The organism is Streptococcus sp. HMSC066F01 (assembly GCF_001837335.1).
Classification (GTDB): Bacteria; Bacillota; Bacilli; order Lactobacillales; family Streptococcaceae; genus Streptococcus; species Streptococcus oralis_S.
Genome location: NZ_KV832118.1, coordinates 13,540 through 38,152 on the forward strand (window position 1 = coordinate 13,540; position 24,613 = coordinate 38,152).

Annotated in this window: 18 protein-coding genes; 13 read left to right on the forward strand and 5 right to left on the reverse strand. The window is 40.7% G+C overall.

Annotated elements, in window-relative coordinates; all coding sequences use genetic code 11:
- The first annotated feature begins 3 nt into the window (after positions 1-3).
- The gene (locus HMPREF2655_RS04430; protein WP_000479681.1) at positions 4-900 is read left to right on the forward strand and encodes an SPFH domain-containing protein; all 897 of its coding nucleotides are present in this window, start codon (positions 4-6) and stop codon (positions 898-900) included.
- A 106-nt stretch (positions 901-1,006) separates the two neighbouring features.
- Positions 1,007-1,222 (forward strand): capsule biosynthesis transcriptional regulator, encoded by a 216-nt coding sequence (locus HMPREF2655_RS04435; protein ID WP_001130031.1) that lies wholly within the window; start codon positions 1,007-1,009, stop codon positions 1,220-1,222.
- A gap of 92 nt (positions 1,223-1,314) precedes the next feature.
- On the opposite strand, the gene HMPREF2655_RS04440 is transcribed toward HMPREF2655_RS04435, so the two are convergent.
- Positions 1,315-2,055 carry an amino acid ABC transporter ATP-binding protein gene (locus tag HMPREF2655_RS04440; RefSeq protein WP_000193351.1) on the reverse strand — a complete coding sequence of 247 codons (741 nt, stop codon included), beginning with the start codon at positions 2,053-2,055 and terminating at the stop codon, positions 1,315-1,317.
- On the reverse strand, positions 2,052-3,617 hold the full coding sequence (locus HMPREF2655_RS04445) for an ABC transporter substrate-binding protein/permease (RefSeq protein ID WP_000732048.1): 1,566 nt from the start codon (positions 3,615-3,617) through the stop codon (positions 2,052-2,054). The genes HMPREF2655_RS04440 and HMPREF2655_RS04445 overlap by 4 nt, the downstream gene beginning before the upstream one ends.
- 129 nt (positions 3,618-3,746) lie before the next feature.
- On the opposite strand from HMPREF2655_RS04445, the gene HMPREF2655_RS04450 reads away from it, so the two are divergent.
- On the forward strand, positions 3,747-5,642 hold the full coding sequence (locus HMPREF2655_RS04450; protein ID WP_070837815.1) for a DUF2207 domain-containing protein: 1,896 nt from the start codon (positions 3,747-3,749) through the stop codon (positions 5,640-5,642).
- A 59-nt stretch (positions 5,643-5,701) separates the two neighbouring features.
- Complete coding sequence (locus HMPREF2655_RS04455) at positions 5,702-6,547, forward strand: undecaprenyl-diphosphate phosphatase (RefSeq protein WP_070837818.1); 846 nt, start codon at positions 5,702-5,704, stop codon at positions 6,545-6,547.
- Positions 6,548-6,581: 34 nt separating this feature from the next.
- Here HMPREF2655_RS04455 and dinB read toward each other — a convergent pair whose 3' ends face one another.
- Positions 6,582-7,643, reverse strand: coding sequence for a DNA polymerase IV (gene dinB, locus HMPREF2655_RS04460; protein WP_070800137.1), 1,062 nt, complete (start codon positions 7,641-7,643; stop codon positions 6,582-6,584).
- A gap of 232 nt (positions 7,644-7,875) precedes the next feature.
- On the opposite strand from dinB, the gene pflB reads away from it, so the two are divergent.
- Positions 7,876-10,191 carry a formate C-acetyltransferase gene (gene pflB, locus HMPREF2655_RS04465; protein WP_070837821.1) on the forward strand — a complete coding sequence of 772 codons (2,316 nt, stop codon included), beginning with the start codon at positions 7,876-7,878 and terminating at the stop codon, positions 10,189-10,191.
- A 418-nt stretch (positions 10,192-10,609) separates the two neighbouring features.
- Positions 10,610-12,715 (forward strand): ATP-dependent Clp protease ATP-binding subunit, encoded by a 2,106-nt coding sequence (locus HMPREF2655_RS04470; RefSeq protein WP_070837823.1) that lies wholly within the window; start codon positions 10,610-10,612, stop codon positions 12,713-12,715.
- Between the two features lie 55 nt (positions 12,716-12,770).
- On the opposite strand, the gene HMPREF2655_RS04475 is transcribed toward HMPREF2655_RS04470, so the two are convergent.
- Both HMPREF2655_RS04475 and HMPREF2655_RS04480 read right to left on the reverse strand, forming a co-directional pair.
- A complete protein-coding gene (locus HMPREF2655_RS04475) occupies positions 12,771-13,253 on the reverse strand; it encodes an S-ribosylhomocysteine lyase (protein ID WP_070837826.1) in 483 nt (160 codons plus the stop codon).
- Positions 13,254-13,347: 94 nt separating this feature from the next.
- Positions 13,348-14,832 (reverse strand): DUF1846 domain-containing protein, encoded by a 1,485-nt coding sequence (locus HMPREF2655_RS04480; RefSeq protein WP_070837829.1) that lies wholly within the window; start codon positions 14,830-14,832, stop codon positions 13,348-13,350.
- A 152-nt stretch (positions 14,833-14,984) separates the two neighbouring features.
- On the opposite strand from HMPREF2655_RS04480, the gene HMPREF2655_RS04485 reads away from it, so the two are divergent.
- The 7 genes from HMPREF2655_RS04485 (at position 14,985) to HMPREF2655_RS04515 (ending at position 24,608) form a co-directional block, all read left to right on the forward strand.
- Positions 14,985-16,595, forward strand: coding sequence for a glycoside hydrolase family 13 protein (locus tag HMPREF2655_RS04485; RefSeq protein WP_070837831.1), 1,611 nt, complete (start codon positions 14,985-14,987; stop codon positions 16,593-16,595).
- A 169-nt stretch (positions 16,596-16,764) separates the two neighbouring features.
- Positions 16,765-18,732, forward strand: a complete 1,968-nt coding sequence (locus HMPREF2655_RS04490) for a peptide ABC transporter substrate-binding protein (RefSeq protein ID WP_070837834.1) — start codon at positions 16,765-16,767, stop codon at positions 18,730-18,732.
- A gap of 147 nt (positions 18,733-18,879) precedes the next feature.
- A complete protein-coding gene (locus HMPREF2655_RS04495; protein WP_083321227.1) occupies positions 18,880-20,841 on the forward strand; it encodes a peptide ABC transporter substrate-binding protein in 1,962 nt (653 codons plus the stop codon).
- Between the two features lie 185 nt (positions 20,842-21,026).
- Positions 21,027-22,472, forward strand: a complete 1,446-nt coding sequence (locus HMPREF2655_RS04500) for an LCP family glycopolymer transferase CpsA (RefSeq protein ID WP_000091218.1) — start codon at positions 21,027-21,029, stop codon at positions 22,470-22,472.
- A gap of 1 nt (position 22,473) precedes the next feature.
- Positions 22,474-23,205, forward strand: coding sequence for a capsular polysaccharide biosynthesis protein Cps4B (gene cps4B / locus HMPREF2655_RS04505; RefSeq protein WP_000565329.1), 732 nt, complete (start codon positions 22,474-22,476; stop codon positions 23,203-23,205).
- Between the two features lie 8 nt (positions 23,206-23,213).
- Positions 23,214-23,906 carry a capsular polysaccharide biosynthesis protein CpsC gene (gene cpsC, locus HMPREF2655_RS04510; RefSeq protein WP_000664125.1) on the forward strand — a complete coding sequence of 231 codons (693 nt, stop codon included), beginning with the start codon at positions 23,214-23,216 and terminating at the stop codon, positions 23,904-23,906.
- A gap of 9 nt (positions 23,907-23,915) precedes the next feature.
- Positions 23,916-24,608 (forward strand): tyrosine-protein kinase, encoded by a 693-nt coding sequence (locus HMPREF2655_RS04515; protein ID WP_001142496.1) that lies wholly within the window; start codon positions 23,916-23,918, stop codon positions 24,606-24,608.
- Positions 24,609-24,613: the final 5 nt, after the last annotated feature.

Below are 24,613 nucleotides of genomic sequence, written 5' to 3' on the forward strand. Positions count from 1 at the left end.
CCCATGTTTTTACAAATTTTACTTGTTTTATTGTTTTTAGTGGTGATTGCATCAGTGATTATGGTTAGTTCTGTGTATGTGGTTCGACAACAATCTGTCGCTATCATAGAACGCTTTGGTAAATACCAAAAGTTGAGCAATAGTGGTATTCATTTACGAGCTCCTTTTGGAATTGATAGGATTGCGGCAAGAGTTCAACTACGCTTGTTGCAAAGTGAGATTGTTGTAGAGACAAAGACGCAAGATAATGTATTTGTAACGATGAATGTGGCAACTCAGTATCGAGTAAATGAAAACAATGTCACAGATGCCTATTATAAATTGATGCGTCCAGAAGCCCAAATTAAATCCTATATTGAAGATGCTTTGCGTTCATCTGTACCAAAGCTAACCCTAGATGAGTTGTTTGAGAAGAAGGATGAAATCGCCTTAGAAGTTCAAAAACAAGTGGCGGAAGAAATGTCTACGTATGGGTATATCATTGTCAAAACGCTGATTACTAAGGTTGAACCTGATGCTGAAGTAAAACAATCAATGAATGAAATTAACGCGGCTCAACGTAAGAGAGTTGCGGCACAAGAGCTTGCTGAAGCAGATAAGATTAAAATCGTGACCGCAGCAGAAGCAGAAGCAGAAAAAGATCGCCTACATGGTGTAGGGATTGCAGAGCAGCGTAAAGCAATTGTTGACGGACTAGCTGATTCTATCCAAGAGTTAAAGGGAGCCAATGTTGAGCTAACTGAAGAACAAATCATGTCTATCCTATTAACGAACCAGTATTTAGATACGTTGAATAATTTTGCAGATAAAGAGGGTAATAATACAATCTTCCTACCAGCAAATCCTAATGGAGTCGAGGACATAAGAACTCATATATTATCGGCTTTAAAAGCCAAATAAAAATATGCAGAATAATATAGTTACGACGAATATATGTTTTTTTATTGACAAACGAAATAAAAACGTATACAATTAATTATTGTAAAGAATAATTTAGGAGAAGAACATGGCTAAGTCGAACTTTGAAAAAGTAGAAGCAGTTGTTGGCTGGGTTCGTGATAAGAAAATCACAGGCTACCGTATCTCTAAAGAAACGAATGCGCGTGAAATGTCTATCATTGCTCTAGCACAAGGACGCGCAAAAGTTAAAAATATTTCATTTGAAACAGCTCTTGGTTTAATCGATTTCTATGAAAAAAATCATGAAAAATTTGAAGATTAAACTGTGGTCACAGGCAGATTCCTGAGTCGAGTCTGCCTTTTCTTTACAATTACAAACTAAAAAGACTGCATAAAGAATGCAGTCTTTGTTTATTAGCTGAGATAACGTTGAAGAAATTCTTTTGTCCGTTCTTCTTTAGGGTTCGTGAAGAGGTCTTCTGGTTTGCCTTCTTCAGCAATGACGCCCTTATCCATAAAGATGACACGGTGAGAGACATCGCGGGCAAACTCCATTTCGTGGGTTACGACGATCATGGTCAAGCCTTCCTGAGCCAGGTCTTGCATGATTTTAAGGACTTCACCGACCATTTCTGGATCCAGAGCAGATGTTGGCTCATCAAAGAGAATAGCGTCAGGATTCATGGAGAGTGCGCGGGCGATAGCTACGCGTTGTTTTTGGCCCCCGGAGAGTTGCTTCGGCTTGGCTTGCCAGTAACGTTCTCCCATGCCGACTTTTTCGAGATTCTCTTTGGCAATTTTTTCAGCTTCAGAGTGGTCGCGTTTGAGTACAGTCGTTTGGGCAACGATAGTATTTTCAAGGACATTCAGATTTTCAAAGAGATTGAAAGATTGGAAAACCATACCGAGTTTTTCACGATAATGGGTGAGGTTATAGCCTTTTTCTAAGACATTTTCTCCTCGATAGAGAATCTCTCCCTCTGTAGGTGTTTCGAGTAAATTAATCGAACGAAGGAAGGTTGATTTTCCACTTCCTGAGCTCCCGATGATGGAAATAACCTCTCCTTTATGGACGGTGAGAGAAATGTCTTTTAGCACTTCGTTTTGCCCATAGGATTTTTTGAGGTGTTTGATTTCAAGGATTGGTTGTGTCATTTTTTCAAATCCTCCGTTTGCATTTGGTTAGCACCTGTAGTGTAAGTATCCATGTCCATACGACGTTCGATCAAGCGTAGGATACGGGTCACGGTAAAGGTGAGGACAAAGTAAATCACGGCGATGATGGTAAAGGTCTGGAAGTATTGATAGGTTTGTGTTGCTACAGTATTTCCTGAGAAATAAAGCTCAACAACTGAAATAACGTTCAATACAGAGGTATCTTTGATGTTGATGACAAACTCATTACCAGTAGCAGGTAGAATATTACGGACAACCTGAGGTAGGACAATCTTACGCATGGTTTGATTGTGGGTCATACCAAGAGCAGTTGCGGCTTCAAACTGACCTTTGTCAACTGCTAGAATACCACCACGAACGATCTCTGTCATGTAGGCACCCGTGTTGATTGAGACGATGAAGATAGCGGCTAGTGTGCGGTCAAGATTGATACCGAAAGCTTGAGCAGTTCCATAGTAGATAACCATAGATTGAACAATCATTGGTGTACCACGGAAGATCTCGATATAGACATTGAGAATCCAACCGACTAGTTTCTGTAGGGCGTACATTGCCTTGTTCTCAGATAGTGGAGCGGTACGGAAGACCCCAATCGCAAGTCCGATAAGGAGACCTGTGATGGTTCCGATCATGGAGATTAAGAGTGTGATACCAGCACCACGCAAGAGTTGTTGCCAGTTCTCAGAAAGAATCTTAGTGACTTGGCTAAAGAAACTACTTTCTTCCTCCGTTGTTGTAGACTCCACAGGTTGCTCTTTGATCATACGATCCATGAGAGTTACTTGTTCATCCTTAGAGATGGTTTCGATGCTCGCATTGATTTGGCTGATACGGCTGTCATCTTTACGAAGTCCAATGGCAATAGCTGTATCTTCTTCGCCAGTTTTGAAACCTGGTTGGGGTTGGATCATTTTGAACTTAGCGTTAGCAGACTCAGCGGTCATTGCTTCAGGTCGTTCAGAAACATAGGCATCAATAACACCAGCCTCCAGAGCTTGACGCATTTGGGCGAAGTCACCCATAGCTGTTTCTTTTTTGGCACCTGGAATTTGGGAAATCAGGTCATAAAGATAAACACCTTGTTGAGACGTGATTTTTGCTCCACTAAAGTCTTCCAAAGATTTGGCATTCGCATAGGCAGAGTCCTTTTTTACCAATAGAACCGGTTCGCTAGTATAGTAACTGCTTGAAAAAGCAATTTCTTGTTTGCGTTCAGCGGTTGGGCTCATACCGGCAATGATCATATCAATTTTGCCAGAAGTAAGGGCTGGAACAAGTCCTTCCCATTTGGTTTTCACAACCAAGGGTTCCTTGCCAAGGTCTTTGGCAATCTTTTTAGCAATTTGAACATCGTAGCCGTTGGCATATTGGTTGGTACCGTCGATTTTGACGGCGCCGTTACTATCGTCGTCTTGAGTCCAGTTGAAGGGAGCGTAAGCTGCCTCCATCCCGATGCGTAAATATTCGTCGGCTTGGACTTGGCTAACTAGTCCTAAGGTAAGGGCTAGGCTAGCAAGGATAGATAAGCATAATTTTTTCATGTTTTCTCCTATTTCTAGTCTAAAAATGACTCTCTCTATTGTATCTAAAAATAGTGAGATTTTCAATACAAGTAAGCCTTTACTTATAAAAAATGATATAATGGTAAAAAGATTGAAAGGGAACCGATTATGAAAAAAAGATGGCTGTTGGCTTTGGTATTTACTTATTTATTGTTTATACCGAACCTGGTTTTTGCAGTAGATTTTGATATCTTATCCTACCAGGGTGATTTGAATATTCATGCAGATAATACTGCAATTTTTAAGGAAACAATTACCTACCGCTTTGGAGACGATTATAATGGTCAGTTGGTTGGACTAGGGAAAGCTGGGAAAATGCCAGAAGGATTTGACATTGATCCCGATCCGACCGTTCAGGTCTCTAAAAATGGAAGAATTGTTCAAAATGCTTCCTTCTATACTATGGAGGAAGAGGACGGTTACAAGGTAAAAATTTACAATGCTGGATATGCTGGAGATACTGTTCGGGTAACGGTTACCTGGAAACTAACAAACCTTCTCTTCTTATATAAGGATATCGCAGAGCTAAATTGGCAACCCTTGACAGATAGTACTGGAGACATCAAAGAGATTGAGTTTAAGGTTAGCTCTGATACTTCAGCAGAGAAACTCTATTTTCATGCAGGCCAGCTCCTAAGGGACTCTAGTGTTGAAAAAGTAAATAATCTCTATCATGTCAAAATGAAAGACCTTCCGAGAAAGCGACAAATCGAATTACACGCATACTGGCCTAGAAGTGCTTTTGCAGGGGCTCCAGATCAAGGATTAGAGGAAGAACGTTTAACCGATTTTAACCGGATTGAAAGCAATATAGCGACAGAAAAAGCGCAAAGTGAGATAATGATGAAATGGGTGTTCCCTGTCATTTTTATGAGCCTCTTACTTTTAGTTCCTCTCTTCTATAGGAAGTTTCGTCAGAGTACAAGCATTAAAAAGGTCTTTTCAAAAGATCATCGACTCTACGAACCACCGATGGATTTGCCTCCAATGGTTTTAGCAGAAGCTGTGTATTCAACTTCCTTAGAGGAAGTCAATCCCCTAAACAAATCAGGGTTTGGTAAATTTACTTTTGAACGTCTGATTCAGGCAACCTTGTTGGATTTAGTAGATCGAGGTCATTTATCTATTTTCCAAGGGGATGAGGAACCTTATCTACGAATTATCAGTGAAAAAGGCTTATCCAATTTTGAGAAGGAATGCCTGCGCATGACTTTGTCAAATAAGAAAGAATTGGCTGTTTCAGAGCTCTTCCCTGATTACCAAGTTTCATCTTCCCTTTACCGTGGTGCCAAAGAGTCAGATGAAAAACATATCCGAGAAACAGGCTCGCGTCTCAAACGCTCCTTTGAAGGAAGACTTCAACGCATTCAGTCTTGTGTCAAGGATAAGGTCCATGTACTTCGTATCCCAAGCTACTATCGTCCCTTGACAAGCGAGGAACGCCGCCTTGCTCTCGGGATGCGAGTTTGTTCAGCCATAACAGCTCTAGGTGGATTGCTATTCTTTTACTATAGCTGGCAAACACATGGTTTCTTTTCGATCCCATTTCTACTCTTAGGATTGACAGGATTAGGGGCTAGTTTCTGGGTTTATCTTGCCACGCGAGGAGCCTATCGCGATGGAGTTCTAACAGAGGAAGGAGCGGAGATCTTCTATCTCTGGACGAGTTTTGAAAATATGCTTCGGGATATCGCTCATCTGGATCAGGCCGAGCTAGAGAGCATCGTCCTTTGGAACCGTCTACTGGTCTATGCGACTCTCTTTGGTTATGCCAAGAAGGTGAGCAAGTTAATGAAAGTCCGCCATATTCAGCTTGAAAATCCAGATTTGAATCTTTATGTAGCCTATGGTTGGCACTCACAGTTCTACACCTCAACTGCACAAATCAAGCAATATACTGCTGTCGCAAATACAGCTAGCAATTACTCTGTATCTTCTGGAAGTGGTTCTTCAGGTGGAGGATTCTCAGGAGGCGGAGGCGGTGGTAGCATCGGCGCCTTCTAAAAAATCTATCGCAACATCTGAAATTATGTTATAATAGAGGACAGAAAAAGGAGTAATGTATGTATTTTATTGAAATTTTGAAGTCAATCTTTTTTGGGATTGTTGAAGGAATTACAGAATGGTTGCCCATTTCAAGTACTGGCCACTTGATCTTGGTTGAAGAATTTGTACAATACAAGGACCAGAATGCAGCCTTCATATCCATGTTTAATGTTGTCATCCAGCTTGGTGCCATTTTAGCAGTTACGGTCATTTACTTTAATAAACTCAATCCCTTCAAACCTGGTAAAACTAAGGTCGAAGTTCGTAGAACTTGGCAGTTGTGGTCAAAAGTCTTCGTTGCAACCTTGCCTTTGCTATTAGTTTTTAAACTAGATGATTGGTTTTATGACAACTTCCATAACATGGTTTCAGTTGCGATCATGTTGATTATCTATGGTGTTGCCTTTATCTACCTTGAAAAACGAAATAAGGCGCAAGCCATTGAACCAACAGTAACAGAGCTAGACAAGTTGCCTTATAAAACAGCCCTTTACATTGGGCTCTTCCAAGTCCTCGCCCTCTTCCCAGGAACGAGCCGTTCAGGTGCGACGATTGTTGGTGGTTTGTTGAATGGAACAAGCCGCTCAGTCGTAACAGAGTTTACCTTCTATCTCGGAATTCCTGTTATGTTCGGAGCCAGTGCCTTAAAGATTTTTAAATTTATTAAAGCAGGTCAACTATTGAGTTTTGGACAACTGTTCTTGCTCTTGGTAGCTATGGGTGTTGCCTTCGCAGTCAGCATGGTTGCCATTCGTTTCTTGACCAGCTATGTGAAGAAGCACGACTTTACACTCTTTGGTAAATACCGTATCGTACTCGGTAGCGTCTTGTTGCTTTATAGTTTTGTGCGTTTATTTGTATAAGAAAAAAGCTTGAGGGAATTTTCCTTCAAGCTTTTTAAAATCCTGTCACCGTTATTCCTAGTAAACGGATACCTTTTTCTTTTTCAGCTAGTTCTTCGTAGAGTTGAAGGGCAGTTTGAGAAATCTGACTAGCGTCCTGTGTTGCTTGTGGGAGGCTTTTTCGTCTAGTCAGAGTGGAGAAGTCAGCATATCGTATTTTTAGGATAATGATTTTTCCAGCCTTGTCCTGCTTGCTGAGATTGTGAGCTACCTTTTCGGAGAGAAGAGTCAGCTCTTTTTTAATGTCTTCTTCTACTTGTAGGATCTTTCCGTAGGTTTTTTCCTTGCCAATGGACTTACGAATGCGATCGGACTTGACCGGTGAGTTATGAATGCCCCTTGCCTTTCGATAAAGGTCAAAACCAAGTCTGCCGAACCGATCAATTAAAGTGACTTCTGAGACATCCAATAAGTCCGCACCAGTATAAATGCCCATTTCATGAAGGCGTTCAACTGTTTTTTTGCCCACACCATGAAATTTAGCAATGTCCATTTGTTTGAGAAAGTCTTGGGCCTGATCTGGGAGGATAACTGTTAAACCATGTGGTTTTTGATAATCACTAGCCATTTTAGCTAAGAATTTGTTATAAGAGACGCCTGCAGAAGCAGTCAGGTGTAGTTCCTGCCAGATATCCTCTTGGATGAGACGGGCTATTTTGACGGCAGACTTGATACCGAGTTTATTTTCCGTCACATCCAAGTATGCCTCGTCAATACTCATAGGTTCAATCAAATCAGTGTAGCGTTTAAAAATAGCACGAATCTCAAGTCCCACCGCCTTGTATTTTTCATAATTTCCAGAGATGAAGATAGCTTGGGGACAGCGCTCATAAGCTTCTTTAGAGCTCATGGCCGAATGAACACCAAAAGCTCGCGCCTCATAGCTACAGGTAGAAACGACACCACGCCCACCTGTTTGCCTGGGGTCGCTCCCAATGATAACAGGTTTGCCCTTTAACTTAGGATTATCTCTGATTTCCACCGCAGCAAAAAAGGCATCCATGTCGATATGGATGATTTTTCTGGACAGATCATTTATCAATGGAAATATGAGCATTCCAATCCCTTTCTAGTGTCATTTTCTATTTATTATACCCTTTTTTCTGAAAAAATGGGAAAGTTCAACCTGACTTTCAAAAATATAATACAGATAAGAGAGAAAAAGAGACTGTATTATAAAAGAAAGCGTCTAAAATGCCGATTTTCTCTTGTTGAAATCGGTTACTGTATGGTATACTTGACTCAAGAATGTAACAGATGACTGTTACTAGAAAAAAGAGGACATTAACATGGTTGTTAAGACAGTTGTTGAAGCACAAGATATTTTTGATAAAGCTTGGGAAGGCTTCAAAGGCGTAGATTGGAAAGAAAAAGCAAGTATTTCTCGCTTCGTTCAAGCTAACTACACACCTTACGATGGAGACGAAAGTTTCCTTGCTGGACCAACAGAACGTTCACTTCACATCAAAAAAATCGTAGAAGAAACAAAAGCACATTACGAAGAAACTCGTTTCCCAATGGACACTCGTCCAACATCTATTGCTGATATTCCTGCTGGATTTATCGACAAAGAAAACGAATTGATCTTTGGTATCCAAAACGATGAACTCTTCAAATTGAACTTCATGCCAAAAGGTGGTATCCGTATGGCTGAAACGACTTTGAAAGAAAATGGATACGAACCAGATCCAGCTGTTCACGAAATCTTCACAAAATACGTAACAACAGTTAACGACGGTATCTTCCGTGCTTACACTTCAAATATCCGTCGTGCTCGTCACGCTCACACTGTAACTGGTCTTCCAGATGCTTACTCACGTGGACGTATCATCGGTGTTTACGCACGTCTTGCTCTTTACGGTGCAGACTACTTGATGCAAGAAAAAGTAAACGACTGGAATGCAATTAAAGAGATTGATGAAGAAACAATCCGTCTTCGTGAAGAAGTAAACCTTCAATACCAAGCATTGCAACAAGTTGTTCGCTTGGGTGACCTTTACGGTGTTGACGTTCGCAAACCAGCGATGAACGTCAAAGAAGCTATCCAATGGGTGAACATCGCCTTCATGGCTGTCTGCCGTGTTATCAATGGTGCTGCAACATCTCTAGGACGTGTGCCAATCGTATTGGACATCTTTGCAGAACGTGACCTTGCTCGTGGTACATTTACTGAATCAGAAATCCAAGAATTCGTTGATGATTTCGTTATGAAACTTCGTACAGTTAAATTTGCTCGTACAAAAGCTTATGACCAATTGTACTCAGGTGACCCAACCTTCATCACAACTTCTATGGCTGGTATGGGTAACGACGGTCGTCACCGTGTTACTAAGATGGACTACCGTTTCTTGAACACTCTTGACAATATCGGTAACTCTCCAGAACCAAACTTGACAGTTCTTTGGACTGACAAATTACCTTATAGCTTCCGTCGTTACTGTATGCACATGAGCCACAAACACTCTTCAATCCAATATGAAGGTGTTACAACAATGGCTAAAGACGGATACGGTGAAATGAGCTGTATCTCATGTTGTGTGTCACCACTTGACCCAGAAAACGAAGATCAACGCCACAACATCCAGTACTTCGGTGCTCGTGTAAACGTTTTGAAAGCTCTTCTTACTGGTTTGAACGGTGGTTACGACGATGTTCACAAAGACTACAAAGTATTTGACATCGATCCTATCCGTGACGAAGTTCTTGAATTCGAATCAGTTAAAGCCAACTTTGAAAAATCTCTTGACTGGTTGACTGACACTTATGTAGATGCTTTGAACATCATCCACTACATGACTGACAAGTACAACTATGAAGCTGTTCAAATGGCCTTCTTGCCAACTAAACAACGCGCTAACATGGGATTCGGTATCTGTGGATTTGCTAACACTGTTGATACATTGTCAGCTATTAAATACGCTACAGTTAAACCAATCCGTGATGAAGATGGCTACATCTACGATTACGAAACAATCGGTGAATACCCACGTTGGGGTGAAGATGACCCACGTTCAAACGAATTGGCAGAATGGTTGATCGAAGCTTACACAACTCGTCTACGTAGCCACAAACTTTACAAAGACGCAGAAGCTACAGTATCACTTTTGACAATCACATCTAACGTTGCTTACTCTAAACAAACTGGTAACTCACCAGTCCACAAAGGTGTATACCTCAACGAAGATGGTTCTGTGAACTTGTCTAAACTTGAATTCTTCTCACCAGGTGCGAACCCATCTAATAAAGCTAAAGGTGGATGGTTGCAAAACTTGAACTCACTTGCTAGCCTTGACTTTGGTTACGCAGCTGACGGTATCTCATTGACAACTCAAGTTTCTCCACGTGCTCTTGGTAAGACTCGTGACGAGCAAGTTGATAACTTGGTAACAATCCTTGATGGTTACTTTGAAAACGGTGGACAACACGTTAACTTGAACGTTATGGACTTGAACGATGTTTACGAAAAGATCATGTCAGGTGAAGACGTTATCGTACGTATCTCTGGATACTGTGTAAACACTAAATACCTCACTCCAGAACAAAAAACTGAATTGACACAACGTGTCTTCCACGAAGTTCTTTCAATGGATGACGCATTGAGCTAAGATTCAATTAGAATGAAAAGAAAGCTAGTCTATAGGACTGGCTTTTTTGTGTACTTACATTATCTATTCAAGACTTCAAAAAAATTTTTAAAAAATAGTCAAACTTGGTCAAAAAGATGTTGACTTTTACTGACCAATGTGATATAGTAGAAGCATAAGGAAAATGAATTCCTTAGAAAACTTCATTTTCAATGATTCTATTTCTTGAAAATGTATGATAGATACCCTAGAAAGGGGTGAGGCCTATGTTAAATCTAACAGACTTTGAAAAGAAGATGATAGAAGGCTTATTTAAGAAAGAAAAACCAGAAATTATACGTAGGGTAGCGATTTAGCTAGTCTAAAATTTTTAAAACAAAGGTCAAAGATAGTCAATATCAGAGATCGCAATTAATTAACAATTAACGAGGTAAAGAATATGAACAACAACTTTAATAACTTTAACAACATGGATGATTTATTTAACCAATTGATGGGTGGTATGCGAGGATATAGTTCTGAAAATCGTCGCTACTTGATTAATGGACGTGAAGTGACACCTGAGGAATTTGCTCACTATCGTGCGACTGGTCAATTGCCAGGAAATGCAGAATCTGATGCGCAAATGCAACAACACGCTTCAGGTATGAAACAAGACGGTGTCCTTGCTAAACTAGGCCGAAACTTGACCGCAGAAGCTCGTGAGGGCAAGTTGGATCCTGTTATCGGACGAAACAAGGAAATTCAAGAAACATCTGAAATCCTCTCACGTCGTACGAAAAATAATCCTGTTCTGGTCGGAGATGCAGGTGTTGGTAAGACAGCCGTTGTCGAAGGCCTAGCACAAGCGATTGTGAACGGAGATGTTCCAGCTGCTATTAAGAACAAGGAAATTATTTCTATTGATATCTCAGGTCTTGAGGCTGGTACTCAATACCGTGGCAGCTTTGAAGAAAACGTTCAAAATCTAGTCAATGAAGTGAAAGAAGCAGGGAATATTATCCTCTTCTTTGATGAAATTCACCAAATCCTTGGTGCTGGTTCAATCGGTGGAGACAGTGGTTCTAAAGGTCTTGCAGATATTCTCAAGCCAGCTCTCTCTCGTGGTGAATTGACCGTTATTGGAGCGACAACTCAAGACGAATACCGCAACACCATCTTGAAAAATGCAGCTCTTGCTCGTCGTTTCAACGAAGTTAAGGTCAATGCTCCTTCAGCAGAGGATACCTTTAAAATCCTTCAAGGAATTCGTGACCTCTATCAACAACACCACAATGTCATCTTGCCAGACGAAGTCTTGAAAGCAGCAGTGGATTATTCTATCCAATACATTCCACAACGCAGCTTGCCAGATAAGGCTATCGACCTTGTCGATGTAACGGCAGCTCACTTGGCAGCTCAACATCCTGTAACAGATGTGCATGCTGTTGAACGGGAAATTGAGGCAGAAAAAGACAAGCAAGAAAAAGCAGTTGAGGCAGAAGACTTTGAAGCAGCTCTTAATGCTAAGACACGCATTGCAGAATTAGAGAAAAAAGTCGAAAACCACACAGAAGACATGAAAGTGACTGCAAGCATCAACGATGTGGCTGAGTCTGTAGAGCGAATGACAGGTATTCCAGTGTCACAAATGGGAGCGTCAGATATCGAACGTTTGAAAGATATGGCTCATCGCTTGGAACACAAGGTAATTGGCCAAGATAAGGCAGTAGAAGCAGTAGCTCGTGCTATCCGTCGTAACCGTGCTGGTTTTGATGAAGGCAATCGCCCAATCGGTAGCTTCCTCTTTGTAGGTCCAACTGGGGTTGGTAAGACAGAACTTGCTAAGCAATTAGCGCTCGATATGTTTGGTACCAAGGATGCGATCATTCGCTTGGATATGTCTGAATACAGTGACCGCACAGCCGTTTCTAAATTGATCGGTACAACAGCAGGTTATGTGGGTTATGATGACAATAGCAATACCTTGACAGAACGTGTTCGTCGCAATCCTTACTCTATCATTCTCTTGGACGAAATTGAAAAGGCTGATCCTCAAGTAATCACCCTTCTCCTCCAAGTCTTGGATGATGGTCGTTTGACTGATGGTCAAGGAAATACAGTGAACTTCAAGAACACGGTCATTATCGCGACATCAAATGCTGGATTTGGTTATGAAGCCAACTTGACAGAAGATGCGGACAAACCAGAATTGATGGATCGTTTGAAACCATTCTTCCGCCCAGAGTTCCTTAACCGCTTTAATGCAGTTATCGAGTTCTCACACTTGAATAAGGAAGACCTTTCTAAGATTGTGGACTTGATGTTGGCTGAAGTCAACCAAACCTTGGCTAAGAAGGACATTGATTTGGAAGTCAGCCAAGCAGCTAAGGACTTTATCACAGAAGAAGGTTATGACGAAGTCATGGGTGTTCGCCCTCTCCGTCGCGTGGTTGAACAACAAATTCGTGATAAGGTGACAGACTTCCACTTGGATCATCTAGATGCCAAACATCTGGAAGCAGATATGGAAAATGGCGTTTTGGTCATTCGTGAAAAAGCCTAACTCAAGATTTTGAGAATAAAAAAAGAACCAGTTATTGTAACTGGTTCTTTTGCGTTTAGATGACATGGCGCTCAAAGGCATCATCTGAGATTCCTTGTTCCAAGATGAGTTTTGCCCATTCTTTAGCAGAAAAGAGGCTGTGGTCCTTGTAGTTTCCACAAGATTCGATGGTTGTTCCAGGGACATCTTCCCAAGTAGTAGTCTCAGCGATTTCCTTGAGCGAATCTTTGATAACAGCTGCAATCTCGGCGCTAGTATGGCGTCCCCACATAATCATGTGAAAACCTGTACGGCAGCCAAATGGCGAACAGTCAATCATACCGTCAATGCGGGTACGGATGAGTTTTGCCAAGAGGTGTTCGATAGTGTGAAGCCCAGCAGAAGGGATAGAGTCTTCATTTGGTTGCACCAAGCGAATATCGAAGTTGGAGATGATGTCTCCCTTTGGTCCGGTTTCTTCCCCAATCAAGCGAACATAGGGTGCTTTAACAATAGTGTGGTCAAGTTCAAAACTTTCAACAATAACTTCTTTTGACATGGTAGTTCCTTTCAGTTTTCTTTTTTCATTATATCATAAAGGGTGCTGTTGAGATAGAGAGAAAACCTCTCCGATGAAGGAGAGGTTTGAGTTTTTATTTGCGATACAAGCGATCGTATTGGTAGTAAGGATCAAAGGTTACGTTGATACCTAGCTTGCGAAGAACATTTTTGTCTTCATCGGTCAAGATGATGGTTGAGTGGGCTTCGCTTCCTTTGAGATTACCAAGTTCTTCCATGGCACGCGCAGCGTCAGGATTTTCCATAGCGGTGATAGCGAGAGCAATCAAAATTTCATTTGAGTGGAGGCGAGGATTGCGACTGCCTAGATGGTTAATCTTGAGACCTTGAATTGGTTTGACGACTTCAGGCTCGATTAATTTCACTTCCTTAGCGATGTTAGCTGATTTTTTGATGGCATTGATCAAGGCTGCAGCTGTAGGACCAAAGAGTTCAGAGTTTTTACCAGTGACGATTTCCCCATTTGGCAATTCAAGGGCTAGGGCAGGGCCACCAGTTTCTTCTGCCTTTTGACGTGCAGCAACAGCAACCTTACGGTCTGCAGGTGTGATACCGAGGTCGTTCATGAGCAACTCAATTTTCTTGACAGCAGATTCGCCAACTTTTTCAGCCTTGAAGTCAAGAACGGTCTGATAGTAGCGACGGATGATTTCTTGCTTAGAAGCTTCGATGGCAGCGTCATTATCAGTAATAGCAAAACCAACCATGTTGACACCCATGTCTGTTGGTGAAGCGTATGGAGATTCACCAAGGATACGTTCCAACATGCGCTTGAGTACTGGGAAGATTTCAATATCACGGTTGTAATTGACAGTAGTTTCTCCGTAAGTTTGAAGATGGAAGGGGTCAATCATGTTGACATCATCAAGGTCTGCGGTTGCAGCCTCGTAAGCCAAATTGACTGGATGATGAAGGGGAAGATTCCAAACTGGGAAGGTTTCAAACTTAGCGTAACCAGACTTGATGCCATTGAGTTGGTCATGGTACATATTGGACATACAAGTTGCCAATTTTCCAGAACCAGGTCCAGGAGCTGTCACGACGATCAAGTTACGACTGGTTTTGATGTAGTCGTTTTTCCCCATACCTTCAGGAGAAATGATGTGGTCCATATCCGTCGGGTATCCTTTGATTGGATAATGAAGATAAGAATCAATCCCGTTTTTATCTAACTGGTTGCGGAAAGCATCTGCAGCGGGTTGGCCAGCGTATTGTGTGATGACAACCGAACCAACAAAAATTCCCAGCTCATTGAATTTGTCAATCAAACGAAGAACTTCTTGGTCATAAGAAATGCCTAGGTCGCCACGCGCTTTAGAATGTTCGATGTTGCTAGCGTTAATGGCAATCACAACCTCAACCTGCTCTTTCAATTCTTGCAAGAGCTTGATTTTATTGTCAGGCTCATAACCAGGCAGTACACGAGCAGCGTGGAAATCTTCTAACATTTTGCCACCAAACTCCAGGTAAAGCTTGCCGTCAAATTGGTTAATGCGCTCCAAAATGTGGTCGCGTTGTAGATTCAAATATTGTTCAGAACTAAAAGCTTGTTTTTTCATTTTTTTACCTCTGACCTCTATTATAATAAAAAATTGGAAGATAGGAAACTACGGAGTCAAAAAAGAAATCAAAAAGATTAGGCAAACGCTTGCACTAAGTTTTAAAAAGCGCTATCATAGACTATGGATTATTAAAATAATGAGGTAAGAAGATGCAAGAAAAATGGTGGCACAATGCCGTAGTCTATCAAGTCTATCCCAAGAGTTTTATGGACAGCAACGGAGATGGGATTGGCGATTTGCCAGGAATTACTAGTAAGTTGGACTATCTAGCCAAGTTAGGAATCACAGCGATTTGGCTTTCTCCTGTTTATGATAGCCCTATGGATGATAATGGCTACGATATTGCTGATTATCAAGCGATTGCTGCTATTTTCGGAACCATGGAGGATATGGATGAATTGATCGCTGAAGCTAAGAAGCGTGACATTCGAATTATCATGGACTTGGTGGTCAATCATACCTCGGATGAACACGCCTGGTTTGTCGAGGCCTGTGAAAATCCTGATAGCCCCGAGCGAGACTACTATATCTGGCGGGATGAGCCTAATGATTTGGAGTCTATCTTTAGTGGGTCTGCTTGGGAATACGATGAAAAGTCGGGTCAATACTATCTCCACTTTTTCAGCAAGAAACAGCCCGATCTCAACTGGGAGAATGAAAAACTGCGCCAGAAAATTTATGAGATGATGAACTACTGGATTGATAAAGGGATTGGCGGTTTCCGTATGGATGTTATTGACATGATTGGCAAGATTCCTGATGAGAAGGTAGTCAATAATGGTCCCATGCTCCATCCCTATCTCAAGGAAATGAATCAGGCGACCTTTGGAGATAAGAATCTCTTGACAGTAGGAGAGACCTGGGGAGCAACGCCAGAGATTGCTAAGCTCTACTCGGATCCAAAGGGACAAGAATTGTCTATGGTCTTCCAGTTTGAACACATCTGTCTTCAGTATCAGGAAGGGCAACCTAAATGGCATTATCAAAAAGAGCTGAATATCGCTAAGTTAAAAGAGATTTTCAACAAATGGCAGACAGAGTTAGGAGTTGATGACGGTTGGAATTCGCTCTTCTGGAATAACCATGACCTCCCTCGTATCGTCTCTATCTGGGGAAATGACCAAGAATACCGAGAAAAATCTGCTAAAGCCTTTGCAATTTTGCTTCATCTCATGAGAGGGACACCTTATATCTACCAAGGTGAGGAGATTGGGATGACCAATTATCCGTTTGAGACACTGGAGCAAGTAGAAGATATTGAATCTCTCAACTATGCGCGTGAAGCTCTTGAAAAAGGCGTTCCGATAGAAGAAATCATGGACAGCATCTGTATCATCGGTCGTGACAATGCCCGTACTCCGATGCAATGGGATGAAAGCAAAAATGCTGGTTTCTCAACAGGTCAACCTTGGTTGGCAGTTAATCCAAACTACGAAGAAATCAACGTTCAAGAAGCACTGGCAAATCCAGATTCTATTTTCTATACTTATCAAAAACTCGTTCAAATCCGTAAGGAGAACAGCTGGTTGATTCGAGCTGATTTTGAATTACTCGATACGACTGATAAGGTCTTTGCCTATATTCGTAAGGACGGTGACCGTCGTTTCCTAGTTGTGGCTAACTTGTCCAATGAAAAACAAAACTTTTCAGTAGAAGGAAGAATTAAGTCAATCTTGATTAAAAACACTACTGCTAAAGAAGCAGTTGAAAAACAGACCTTGGCTCCATGGGATGCTTTCTGTGTGGAACTAACGGATTAAAATAAGTGAACCTCAAGCCTTTGATGCTTGGGGTTCTTTTGTTGAAAAATATATAGAAAAGCCTTTAAAAAATATTTGTTAGAATTTTCTAAAAAATCTGGCGAAAGTCCTTGCTTTTATGAAAAAATAGGGTATAATGGTGAAAACACTATCTTTAAGGAGATTACTTATGAAATCGAAAAAGTGGCTCTTAGGAGCAGGTGCTGTTTTGAGTGCAGCCCTACTGTTAACTGCTTGTGGGCAAAGTGAAAAGAAAGCGGATGCTCCCAAAACATTCTCTTATGTCTACGCTATGGATCCATCTTCTTTGGACTATAGTGTGACGAGCAAGAGCTCAACCTCTGACGTTATAGCAAACGTTGTTGATGGTCTTTTGGAAAATGATAAGTATGGGAACTTAATTCCATCACTTGCAGAAGACTGGTCTGTTTCAAAGGATGGTTTGACTTACACCTACAAACTTCGTAAGGGTGTAAAATGGTATACTTCTGATGGAGAAGAATACGCTGAAGTTAAAGCTAAAGACTTTGTTACTGGGCTTAAACATGCTGCTGACGGAAAATCAGATGGTCTTTCTTTGATTCAAGATTCTATCAAAGGTTTGGCAGAGTATGTTAGTGGTGAGAGCAATGATTTCTCTACCGTAGGAGTTAAGGCTGTTGATGATTACACGGTAGAATACACGCTCAACAAACCAGAAAGTTTCTGGAACTCTAAGGTCACAACTGCAACCATGCTCCCAGTTAATGAAGAATTTTTGAATTCTAAAGGGAGCGACTACGGTGCACCAACCCCATCAGGTATCCTATATAATGGTCCTTATTTCTTGAAATCATTGACTTCAAAATCAGTCATTGAATATGAAAAGAATCCAAACTACTGGGATAAGGATAATGTCAAGATTGACAACATTAAACTAACTTTCTACGATGGATCAGACCAAGAATCTTTGATTCGTAGCTTTACACAAGGAGCTTATACAACAGCTCGTCTCTTCCCGACAAGTTCAAATTTTGAGTCAACTAAACAAGAGTACGGCGATAAGATTGTCTACAGTCCACAAGAAGCGACAAGCTACTACCTCACTGTTAACGTAAACCGCCAATCTTACAATAAAACAGCCAAAACAGACGAAGCTCAAAAAACATCAACGAAAGAAGCTCTTCTCAACAAGAACTTCCGTCAGGCGCTGAACTTTGCTCTTGACCGTCATTCTTATACTGCTCAGTTGAATGGTGAAGAAGGTGCGGACAAGATTATCCGTAACAGCCTAGTGCCACATGACTACGTTCAAGTTGGTGAAAAAACCTTTGGAGAGTTGGCACAGGCAGAGCTCGTTTCATATGGAGACCAGTGGAAAGATGTAGCTCTTACAGATGGCAAGGATACAATTTACAGTCCTGAAAAAGCTAAGGCAGCCTTTGCTAAAGCCAAGGAAGAATTGCAGGGCAAGGGGGTTACCTTCCCAATCCATTTGGATATCCCGGTTGAACAAACAGATGTAATCGCGGTTCAACAAACTAACTCACTCAAGCAGTCTATCGAATCATCACTTGGTACTGAAAATGTCATTGTCGATGTCCTTCAAATGACAGATAATGAGAAAATGAGCATTACATCTCAAGCCAAGGTTCCATCCCAAAAAGACTATGACTTGAACGGAACTGGTTGGGGACCAGATTATCAAGACCCGGCTACCTACCTCAACATCCTTGATGCTAAGAAGGGTTCTGCCCTTAAACACTTGGGGATCAATCGCGGAAAAGATCCAGAAGTGATGGCTCAAGTTGGACTGGACGAATACAAGAAACTCTTGGATGACGCTGCAGCTGAAACCAGCGACCTTAACAAGCGTTATGAAAAATATGCTAAAGCTCAAGCTTGGGTATCGGATAGTTCACTTTTAATCCCAGTTGCTTCTTCAGGTGGTTCTCCAACTGTTAGCCGAACTGTACCATTCTCAAAAGCATACTCTCAAGTCGGAGTCAAGGGAGACCCATTTGTGTTCAAAGGTTTGGAGTTGCAAAATGACGTTGTGACTGCAAAAGAATACGAAGAAGCCTTCAAGAAATGGCAACAAGAAAAAATCGAGACAAATGCCAAATACCAAAAAGAACTTGAAAAACACGTCAAGTAATCTATAAATAGAAAAGGAAGTTGCAGGAAACTGTGCTTCCTTTTTTGTTTTGATACACCAGTTGTCATAAAAGCGGTAACTTTACATTTTTGAATAAATTTGATAAAATATGGTTATGTTATAAAAAGTGACATAAAGGAGTGAATGATGATCAAAATGAAAAAAAGACTGATTGGGACAGGTCTTGTCTTAGCGACCGGGATTTTGCTTTCGGCATGTGGACAGTCCAACACAGATACTAGCACTTATTCATCAACATTTAGTGCGAATCCAACAACTTTTAACTATCTCCTAGATTATTATGCAGATAACACTGCCGTTATTACCAATCTTGTAGATGGTTTGTTAGAAAATGACAGCTATGGGAACCTCGTACCTGCTCTTGCGGAGGATTGGTCTGTTTCATCAGATGGTTTGACCTATACCTACAAGCTTAGAAAAGATGCCAAGTGGTATACGGCTGATGGTGAGGAATACGCTTCAGTCAAAGCTCAGGATTTTGTCACTGGGATCAAATATGCCGCGGACAATAAGGGGCAAGCCATGGATCTGATCCAAAATTCAATCAAGGGATTGAATGACTATGTGACGGGTGTGACCAATGACTTTTCAACTGTCGGTGTCAAAGCCTTGGATGATTACACAGTCGAGTACACTTTGACTCGACCAGAACCGTATTGGAATTCAAAGACAACCAATAGTATTCTTTTCCCAGTCAACGAAGAGTTCTTGAAATCAAAGGATAAAGATTTTGGTACCTTGACACCAGACAGTATCCTTTATAATGGTCCATATCTGTTAAAAGATTTCACATCAAAATCTTCGATCGAATATGTGAAGAATCCACACTATTATGACCATGATAAAGTAACCATTGAAAAAGTTAAGTTAGCTTACTTTGATGGGTCAGATCAGGAGATGACCATTCGAAACTTTGAAAGTGGTGCTTACTCGATTGCAGGAGTCTATCCAAATAGTTCGAACTATGCTAAGACAAAAGAAAAATACCAAGACAATATCGTCTATAGCTTACAAGACAAGACATCATGGTACTTTAACTTTAACGTCAACCGCAAAACCTATAATCATACCGCTAAAACAACGGACGAACAAAAGAAATCTGCTCAAACAGCTATCTTAAATAAAAATTTCCGTCAAGCTATCAACTTTGGTATTGATCGAACAGCCTACTCTGCTCAATCTAACGGTGAAGAAGCAGCGAGCAAAACCCTTCGTAATACTCTAGTTCCTCCAACATTTGTCCAGGTGGGAGATAAGACCTTTGGAGAAGTAACAGCTTCTAAGCTTGTGAACTACGGAACTGAGTGGTCAGGTATCAATTTGGCAGATGCTCAAGATGCCTACTTTAACAAGGAAAAGGCCCAAGCAAAATTTGCGGAAGCTAAAAAGGAATTGGAAGCCCAAGGCGTGACTTTCCCAATCCATTTGGATGTCCCTGTTGATCAGACGAATAAAAATGCGGTCTCTGGTATGAACTCGGTCAAACAAACCCTTGAAACAGTACTAGGTTCTGACAATATCGTCATTGATGTTCAACAGCTTTCTACAGATGACTTTGGAAATGTTGCCTTCCTAGCACCAAATCCAGCAGCTCGTGACTACGACCTAAACTTTGATGGTTGGGTTGGTGATTACCAGGATCCATCAACTTATCTAGATCCCTTCAATGCTGAAACTGGCTTCTATCTCAAGATTTTTGGTCTTGATGCCAAGGAAGACCAAGAGCTCATTAAGAGTTTGGGGCTCGATATCTATACGAAACTTCTAAAAGAAGCAGATGTTGAGAATAAAGATGTCGCTAAGCGTTATGAAAAATACGCTGCAGCTCAAGCTTGGATGATTGACAATTCTCTGGTCATGTCTGCTATGTCAAATGGCGGTACAGCCTCTGTAACCAAAGTAACTCCGTTTACACGTGCCTACTCCCTAGTGGGAATCAAGGGTGACGGAAATAATTATAAGTACATGAGATTACAAAAAGACCCTGTTACCAAGAAACAATTTGATGAAGCCAAGGCTAAGTGGGAAGAAGAAAGTAAAAAAGCTATCGAAAAGAGCCAAAAAGAGTTTGAAAACCACGTAAAATAAGATGAGAACAAGGTTTCCTATTCAGGAGCCTTGTTTTTGTATCCATTAAACTAAAAACGAGTAAATGACCTAAATTTTTTTTGGGAAAAAGGTATAAATAAAAACGCTTAATTATAATGAATGAATGGCATTTATTGTTGGTTTATGATATAATGGTTTTAATTATAAAGGTTTAGGAGATTATTATGAGTAGACGCTCAAAGAGAGCTCGTTTAGGGAATGCGAAGCGAAATATTAATATATTCTTATTAGCCATTTATTTTTTATTGAGTGGTTTTTTGTTGTTCTTGATTTTTAAACATAATATCCTGGCCTTTAGATATCTCAATATTCTGGCTACGATTTTAATTCTAATTTCTATTGTAATTGCAACCCTACTGATAGTTTATAAAAAAGCCGAGAAATTCACGGTTTTCTTTTTGACGCTTGCTGTACTAGTCAGTTCTGTCTCACTCTTTGCACTTCATCAGTTTGTAGGGTTGACCAATCACATCAATGCGACATCAAACTATTCAGAGTATTCAATGAGTGTGGTCGTTTTAAAAGATAGTGAAATCAATAATGTGACCCAGTTGGATAGTGTAACAGGTCCGACTGAAACAGATAATGATAATATCCAAAAGTTGGTGGCGGATATTAAGACGACACAGAGTAAAGACTTGACAGTTGAACAGAGTACTTCTTATCTAGCAGCTTATAAGAGTCTGCTTTCTGGCGAAACGAAAGCAATTGTCTTAAATAGTGTTTTTGAAAACATCATCGAAGCAGAGTATCCAGATTATGCTTCGAAAATTAAGAAAATCTATACAAAAAAACTAACCAAGGATGTTGCGGCACCAAAGGTATCTAAAAATCAGACGTTTAATATTTATGTCAGTGGAATTGATACCTACGGACCGATTAGTTCAGTATCTCGTTCTGATGTGAATATTCTAATGACTGTGAATCGAGATACCAAGAAAATTCTTCTGACTACAACGCCTCGAGATTCCTATGTTCCGATTGCGGATGGAGGAAACAATCAAAAGGATAAATTGACCCACGCTGGAATCTATGGAGTGGACTCGTCAATTCATACTTTGGAAAACCTATACGGGGTTGATATCAATTACTATGTTCGTTTGAACTTCACTTCTTTCTTGAAATTGATTGACCTTTTAGGTGGCGTTGATGTCTATAATGATCAGGATTTCACTTCTTTGCATGGTAAGTACCATTTTCCTGTAGGAAATGTTCATCTAGATTCGGAACAGGCCCTTGGCTTTGTCCGCGAACGCTACTCTTTAGCAGATGGAGACCGTGATCGTGGTCGGAACCAGCAAAAGGTCATTGTTGCTATTATTCAGAAGTTGACGTCAACTGAGGCTTTAAAAAACTACGATAACATCATCAAAGGATTACAAGACTCTTTGCAAACCAATATGCCGCTAGAAACCATGATGGATTTGGTCAATACCCAGCTGGATAGTGGTGGTAAGTATAAGGTTAATTCTCAAGACTTGAAAGGAACGGGTAGAACAGATCTTCCATCCTATGCTATGCCAGATAGTAACCTCTACATGATGGAAATTGACGATAGCAGTTTAGCTGCTGCTAAAGCTGCTATCAATGATGTGATGGAGGGCAAGTAGCATGATAGATATCCATTCGCACATCGTTTTTGATGTAGATGATGGTCCAAAGTCGATAGAGGAGAGTAAAAAACTACTTAGAGAGGCCTATAATCAAGGAGTGAGAACAATTGTTTCCACTTCGCATAGACGAAAAGGGATGTTCGAAACTCCTGAAGAAAAAATCGCAACCAACTTTCTGAAGGTGCGAGAAATGGCTAAGGAAGTTGCGGATGACTTAATCATTGCCTATGGGGCAGAAATTTACTATACGCCGGATGTTGTTGAGAAGTTAGAAAAGAAATTAATCCCAACCCTTAACGATAGTCGCTATGCTTTAATTGAATTTAGTATGAATACAGCCTATCGAGATATGCATAAGGGATTGAGTGATATTCTAATGATAGGCATTACACCCGTCATTGCCCACATTGAACGTTACGATGCTTTAGAAAACAATGAAAAGCGCGTGCGAGAACTGATTGATATGGGATGTTATACTCAGGTTAATAGTTCTCATGTTTTGAAGCCTAAACTCTTCGGAGAAACCTATAAATTCATGAAAAAGAGAGCCCAGTATTTCTTGGAACGAGATCTGGTTCACGTGATAGCAAGTGATATGCACAACTTGGATCACAGACCTCCTCATATGGAGGAAGCCTATGATATCATTGCAAAAAAATACAGTAAAGATAAGGCTAAGGAACTTTTTAAGGATAATCCCCGAAAAATAATAATGGATCAATTGATATAGGAGAAAAAATGAAAGAACAAAATATGATGGAAATCGATGTATTTCACTTGCTTAAAATCCTTTGGAAACGAAAATTTTTAATTGCTTTGGTGGCATTCGTGACAGGGACAGTAGCATTTGCCTACAGTAGTTTTATTGTGAAGCCGGAGTTTACGAGTACGACCCGAATTTATGTGGTCAATCGTAATCAGGGAGATAAGCCTGGCTTGACTAACCAAGACTTGCAAGCAGGATCTTACCTGGTAAAAGACTATCGTGAAATCATTCTCTCGCAAGACGTTTTAGAGAAGGTTGCGACTGATTTGAAATTAGAACTCCCTCCAAAAGGTCTTGCTAGTAAAATTAAAGTGACAGTTCCTGTTGATACACGTATTGTCTCTATCTCTGTTACTGATCGCGTACCGGAAGAAGCAAGTCGGATTGCCAACTCTTTGAGAGAGGTTGCTGCTCAAAAAATCATCAGTGTAACGCGAGTTTCAGATGTGACGACACTTGAAGAAGCACGTCCTGCAACATCGCCATCGTCTCCAAATATTCGTCGTAATACAATGGTTGGATTCCTTGTGGGAGCAGTTGCGATGGTTGTCACTGTTCTCCTTGTTGAACTCTTGGATACACGAGTGAAACGCCCAGAAGATGTTGAGGATGTTATGCAAATTGCACTCTTGGGAGTTGTTCCAAACTTGGATAAATTGAGATAGGAGAGAGAAATGCCAACGTTAGAAATTGCACACAAAAAATTGGATCAGGCAAGAAAAGCTGAAGAGTACTACAATGCGCTTCGCACCAATATTCAACTGAGTGGGAATAATTTAAAAGTAATTGCAATTACATCTGTAAAGCCTGGGGAAGGAAAATCAACAACTTCTACTAATATTGCTTGGGCTTTCGCGCGTGCGGGATATAAGACACTGTTAATCGATGCGGATATCCGTAATTCTGTCATGTCGGGTGTTTTTAAATCACGTGAAAAGATTACAGGGTTAACAGAATATTTATCAGGGACAACAGACTTATCGCAAGGTTTATGTGAAACAAATGTTGAAAATTTATTTGTTATCCAGGCAGGTTCTGTATCCCCAAACCCTACAGCTCTGCTACAAAGTGAAAATTTTGCAACTATGATTGATACTCTGCATAAATACTTTGATTATATCATTGTTGATACCGCACCAATAGGAGTTGTTATTGATGCTGCAATCATCACTCAGAAATGTGATGCTTCTGTTTTGGTGACTGCGGCTGGTGAAACAAATCGTCGCGATGTCCAAAAAGCTAAAGAACAACTCGAACAAACAAGCAAACCATTTCTAGGAGTAGTTCTAAATAAATTTAATACTTCAGTCGAAAAATATGGCTCCTATGGAGCATATGGAAACTATGGGAATTATGGCAAAAAATAATAAAT

Excerpts from the sequence above, each read along its gene's own strand:
- HMPREF2655_RS04470 (WP_070837823.1), top strand. The coding sequence starts at position 10,610 with ATGAACAACAACTTTAATAACTTTAACAACATGGATGATTTATTTAAC.
- cps4B (WP_000565329.1), top strand. The coding sequence starts at position 22,474 with ATGATAGATATCCATTCGCACATCGTTTTTGATGTAGATGATGGTCCA.
- HMPREF2655_RS04440 (WP_000193351.1), bottom strand. The coding sequence starts at position 2,055 with ATGACACAACCAATCCTTGAAATCAAACACCTCAAAAAATCCTATGGG.
- HMPREF2655_RS04455 (WP_070837818.1), top strand. The coding sequence starts at position 5,702 with ATGTATTTTATTGAAATTTTGAAGTCAATCTTTTTTGGGATTGTTGAA.
- cpsC (WP_000664125.1), top strand. The coding sequence starts at position 23,214 with ATGAAAGAACAAAATATGATGGAAATCGATGTATTTCACTTGCTTAAA.
- HMPREF2655_RS04430 (WP_000479681.1), top strand. The coding sequence starts at position 4 with ATGTTTTTACAAATTTTACTTGTTTTATTGTTTTTAGTGGTGATTGCA.
- HMPREF2655_RS04485 (WP_070837831.1), top strand. The coding sequence starts at position 14,985 with ATGCAAGAAAAATGGTGGCACAATGCCGTAGTCTATCAAGTCTATCCC.
- HMPREF2655_RS04490 (WP_070837834.1), top strand. The coding sequence starts at position 16,765 with ATGAAATCGAAAAAGTGGCTCTTAGGAGCAGGTGCTGTTTTGAGTGCA.
- HMPREF2655_RS04515 (WP_001142496.1), top strand. The coding sequence starts at position 23,916 with ATGCCAACGTTAGAAATTGCACACAAAAAATTGGATCAGGCAAGAAAA.
- HMPREF2655_RS04450 (WP_070837815.1), top strand. The coding sequence starts at position 3,747 with ATGAAAAAAAGATGGCTGTTGGCTTTGGTATTTACTTATTTATTGTTT.
- HMPREF2655_RS04435 (WP_001130031.1), top strand. The coding sequence starts at position 1,007 with ATGGCTAAGTCGAACTTTGAAAAAGTAGAAGCAGTTGTTGGCTGGGTT.
- dinB (WP_070800137.1), bottom strand. The coding sequence starts at position 7,643 with ATGCTCATATTTCCATTGATAAATGATCTGTCCAGAAAAATCATCCAT.
- HMPREF2655_RS04475 (WP_070837826.1), bottom strand. The coding sequence starts at position 13,253 with ATGTCAAAAGAAGTTATTGTTGAAAGTTTTGAACTTGACCACACTATT.
- HMPREF2655_RS04445 (WP_000732048.1), bottom strand. The coding sequence starts at position 3,617 with ATGAAAAAATTATGCTTATCTATCCTTGCTAGCCTAGCCCTTACCTTA.
- HMPREF2655_RS04480 (WP_070837829.1), bottom strand. The coding sequence starts at position 14,832 with ATGAAAAAACAAGCTTTTAGTTCTGAACAATATTTGAATCTACAACGC.
- HMPREF2655_RS04495 (WP_083321227.1), top strand. The coding sequence starts at position 18,880 with ATGATCAAAATGAAAAAAAGACTGATTGGGACAGGTCTTGTCTTAGCG.
- pflB (WP_070837821.1), top strand. The coding sequence starts at position 7,876 with ATGGTTGTTAAGACAGTTGTTGAAGCACAAGATATTTTTGATAAAGCT.
- HMPREF2655_RS04500 (WP_000091218.1), top strand. The coding sequence starts at position 21,027 with ATGAGTAGACGCTCAAAGAGAGCTCGTTTAGGGAATGCGAAGCGAAAT.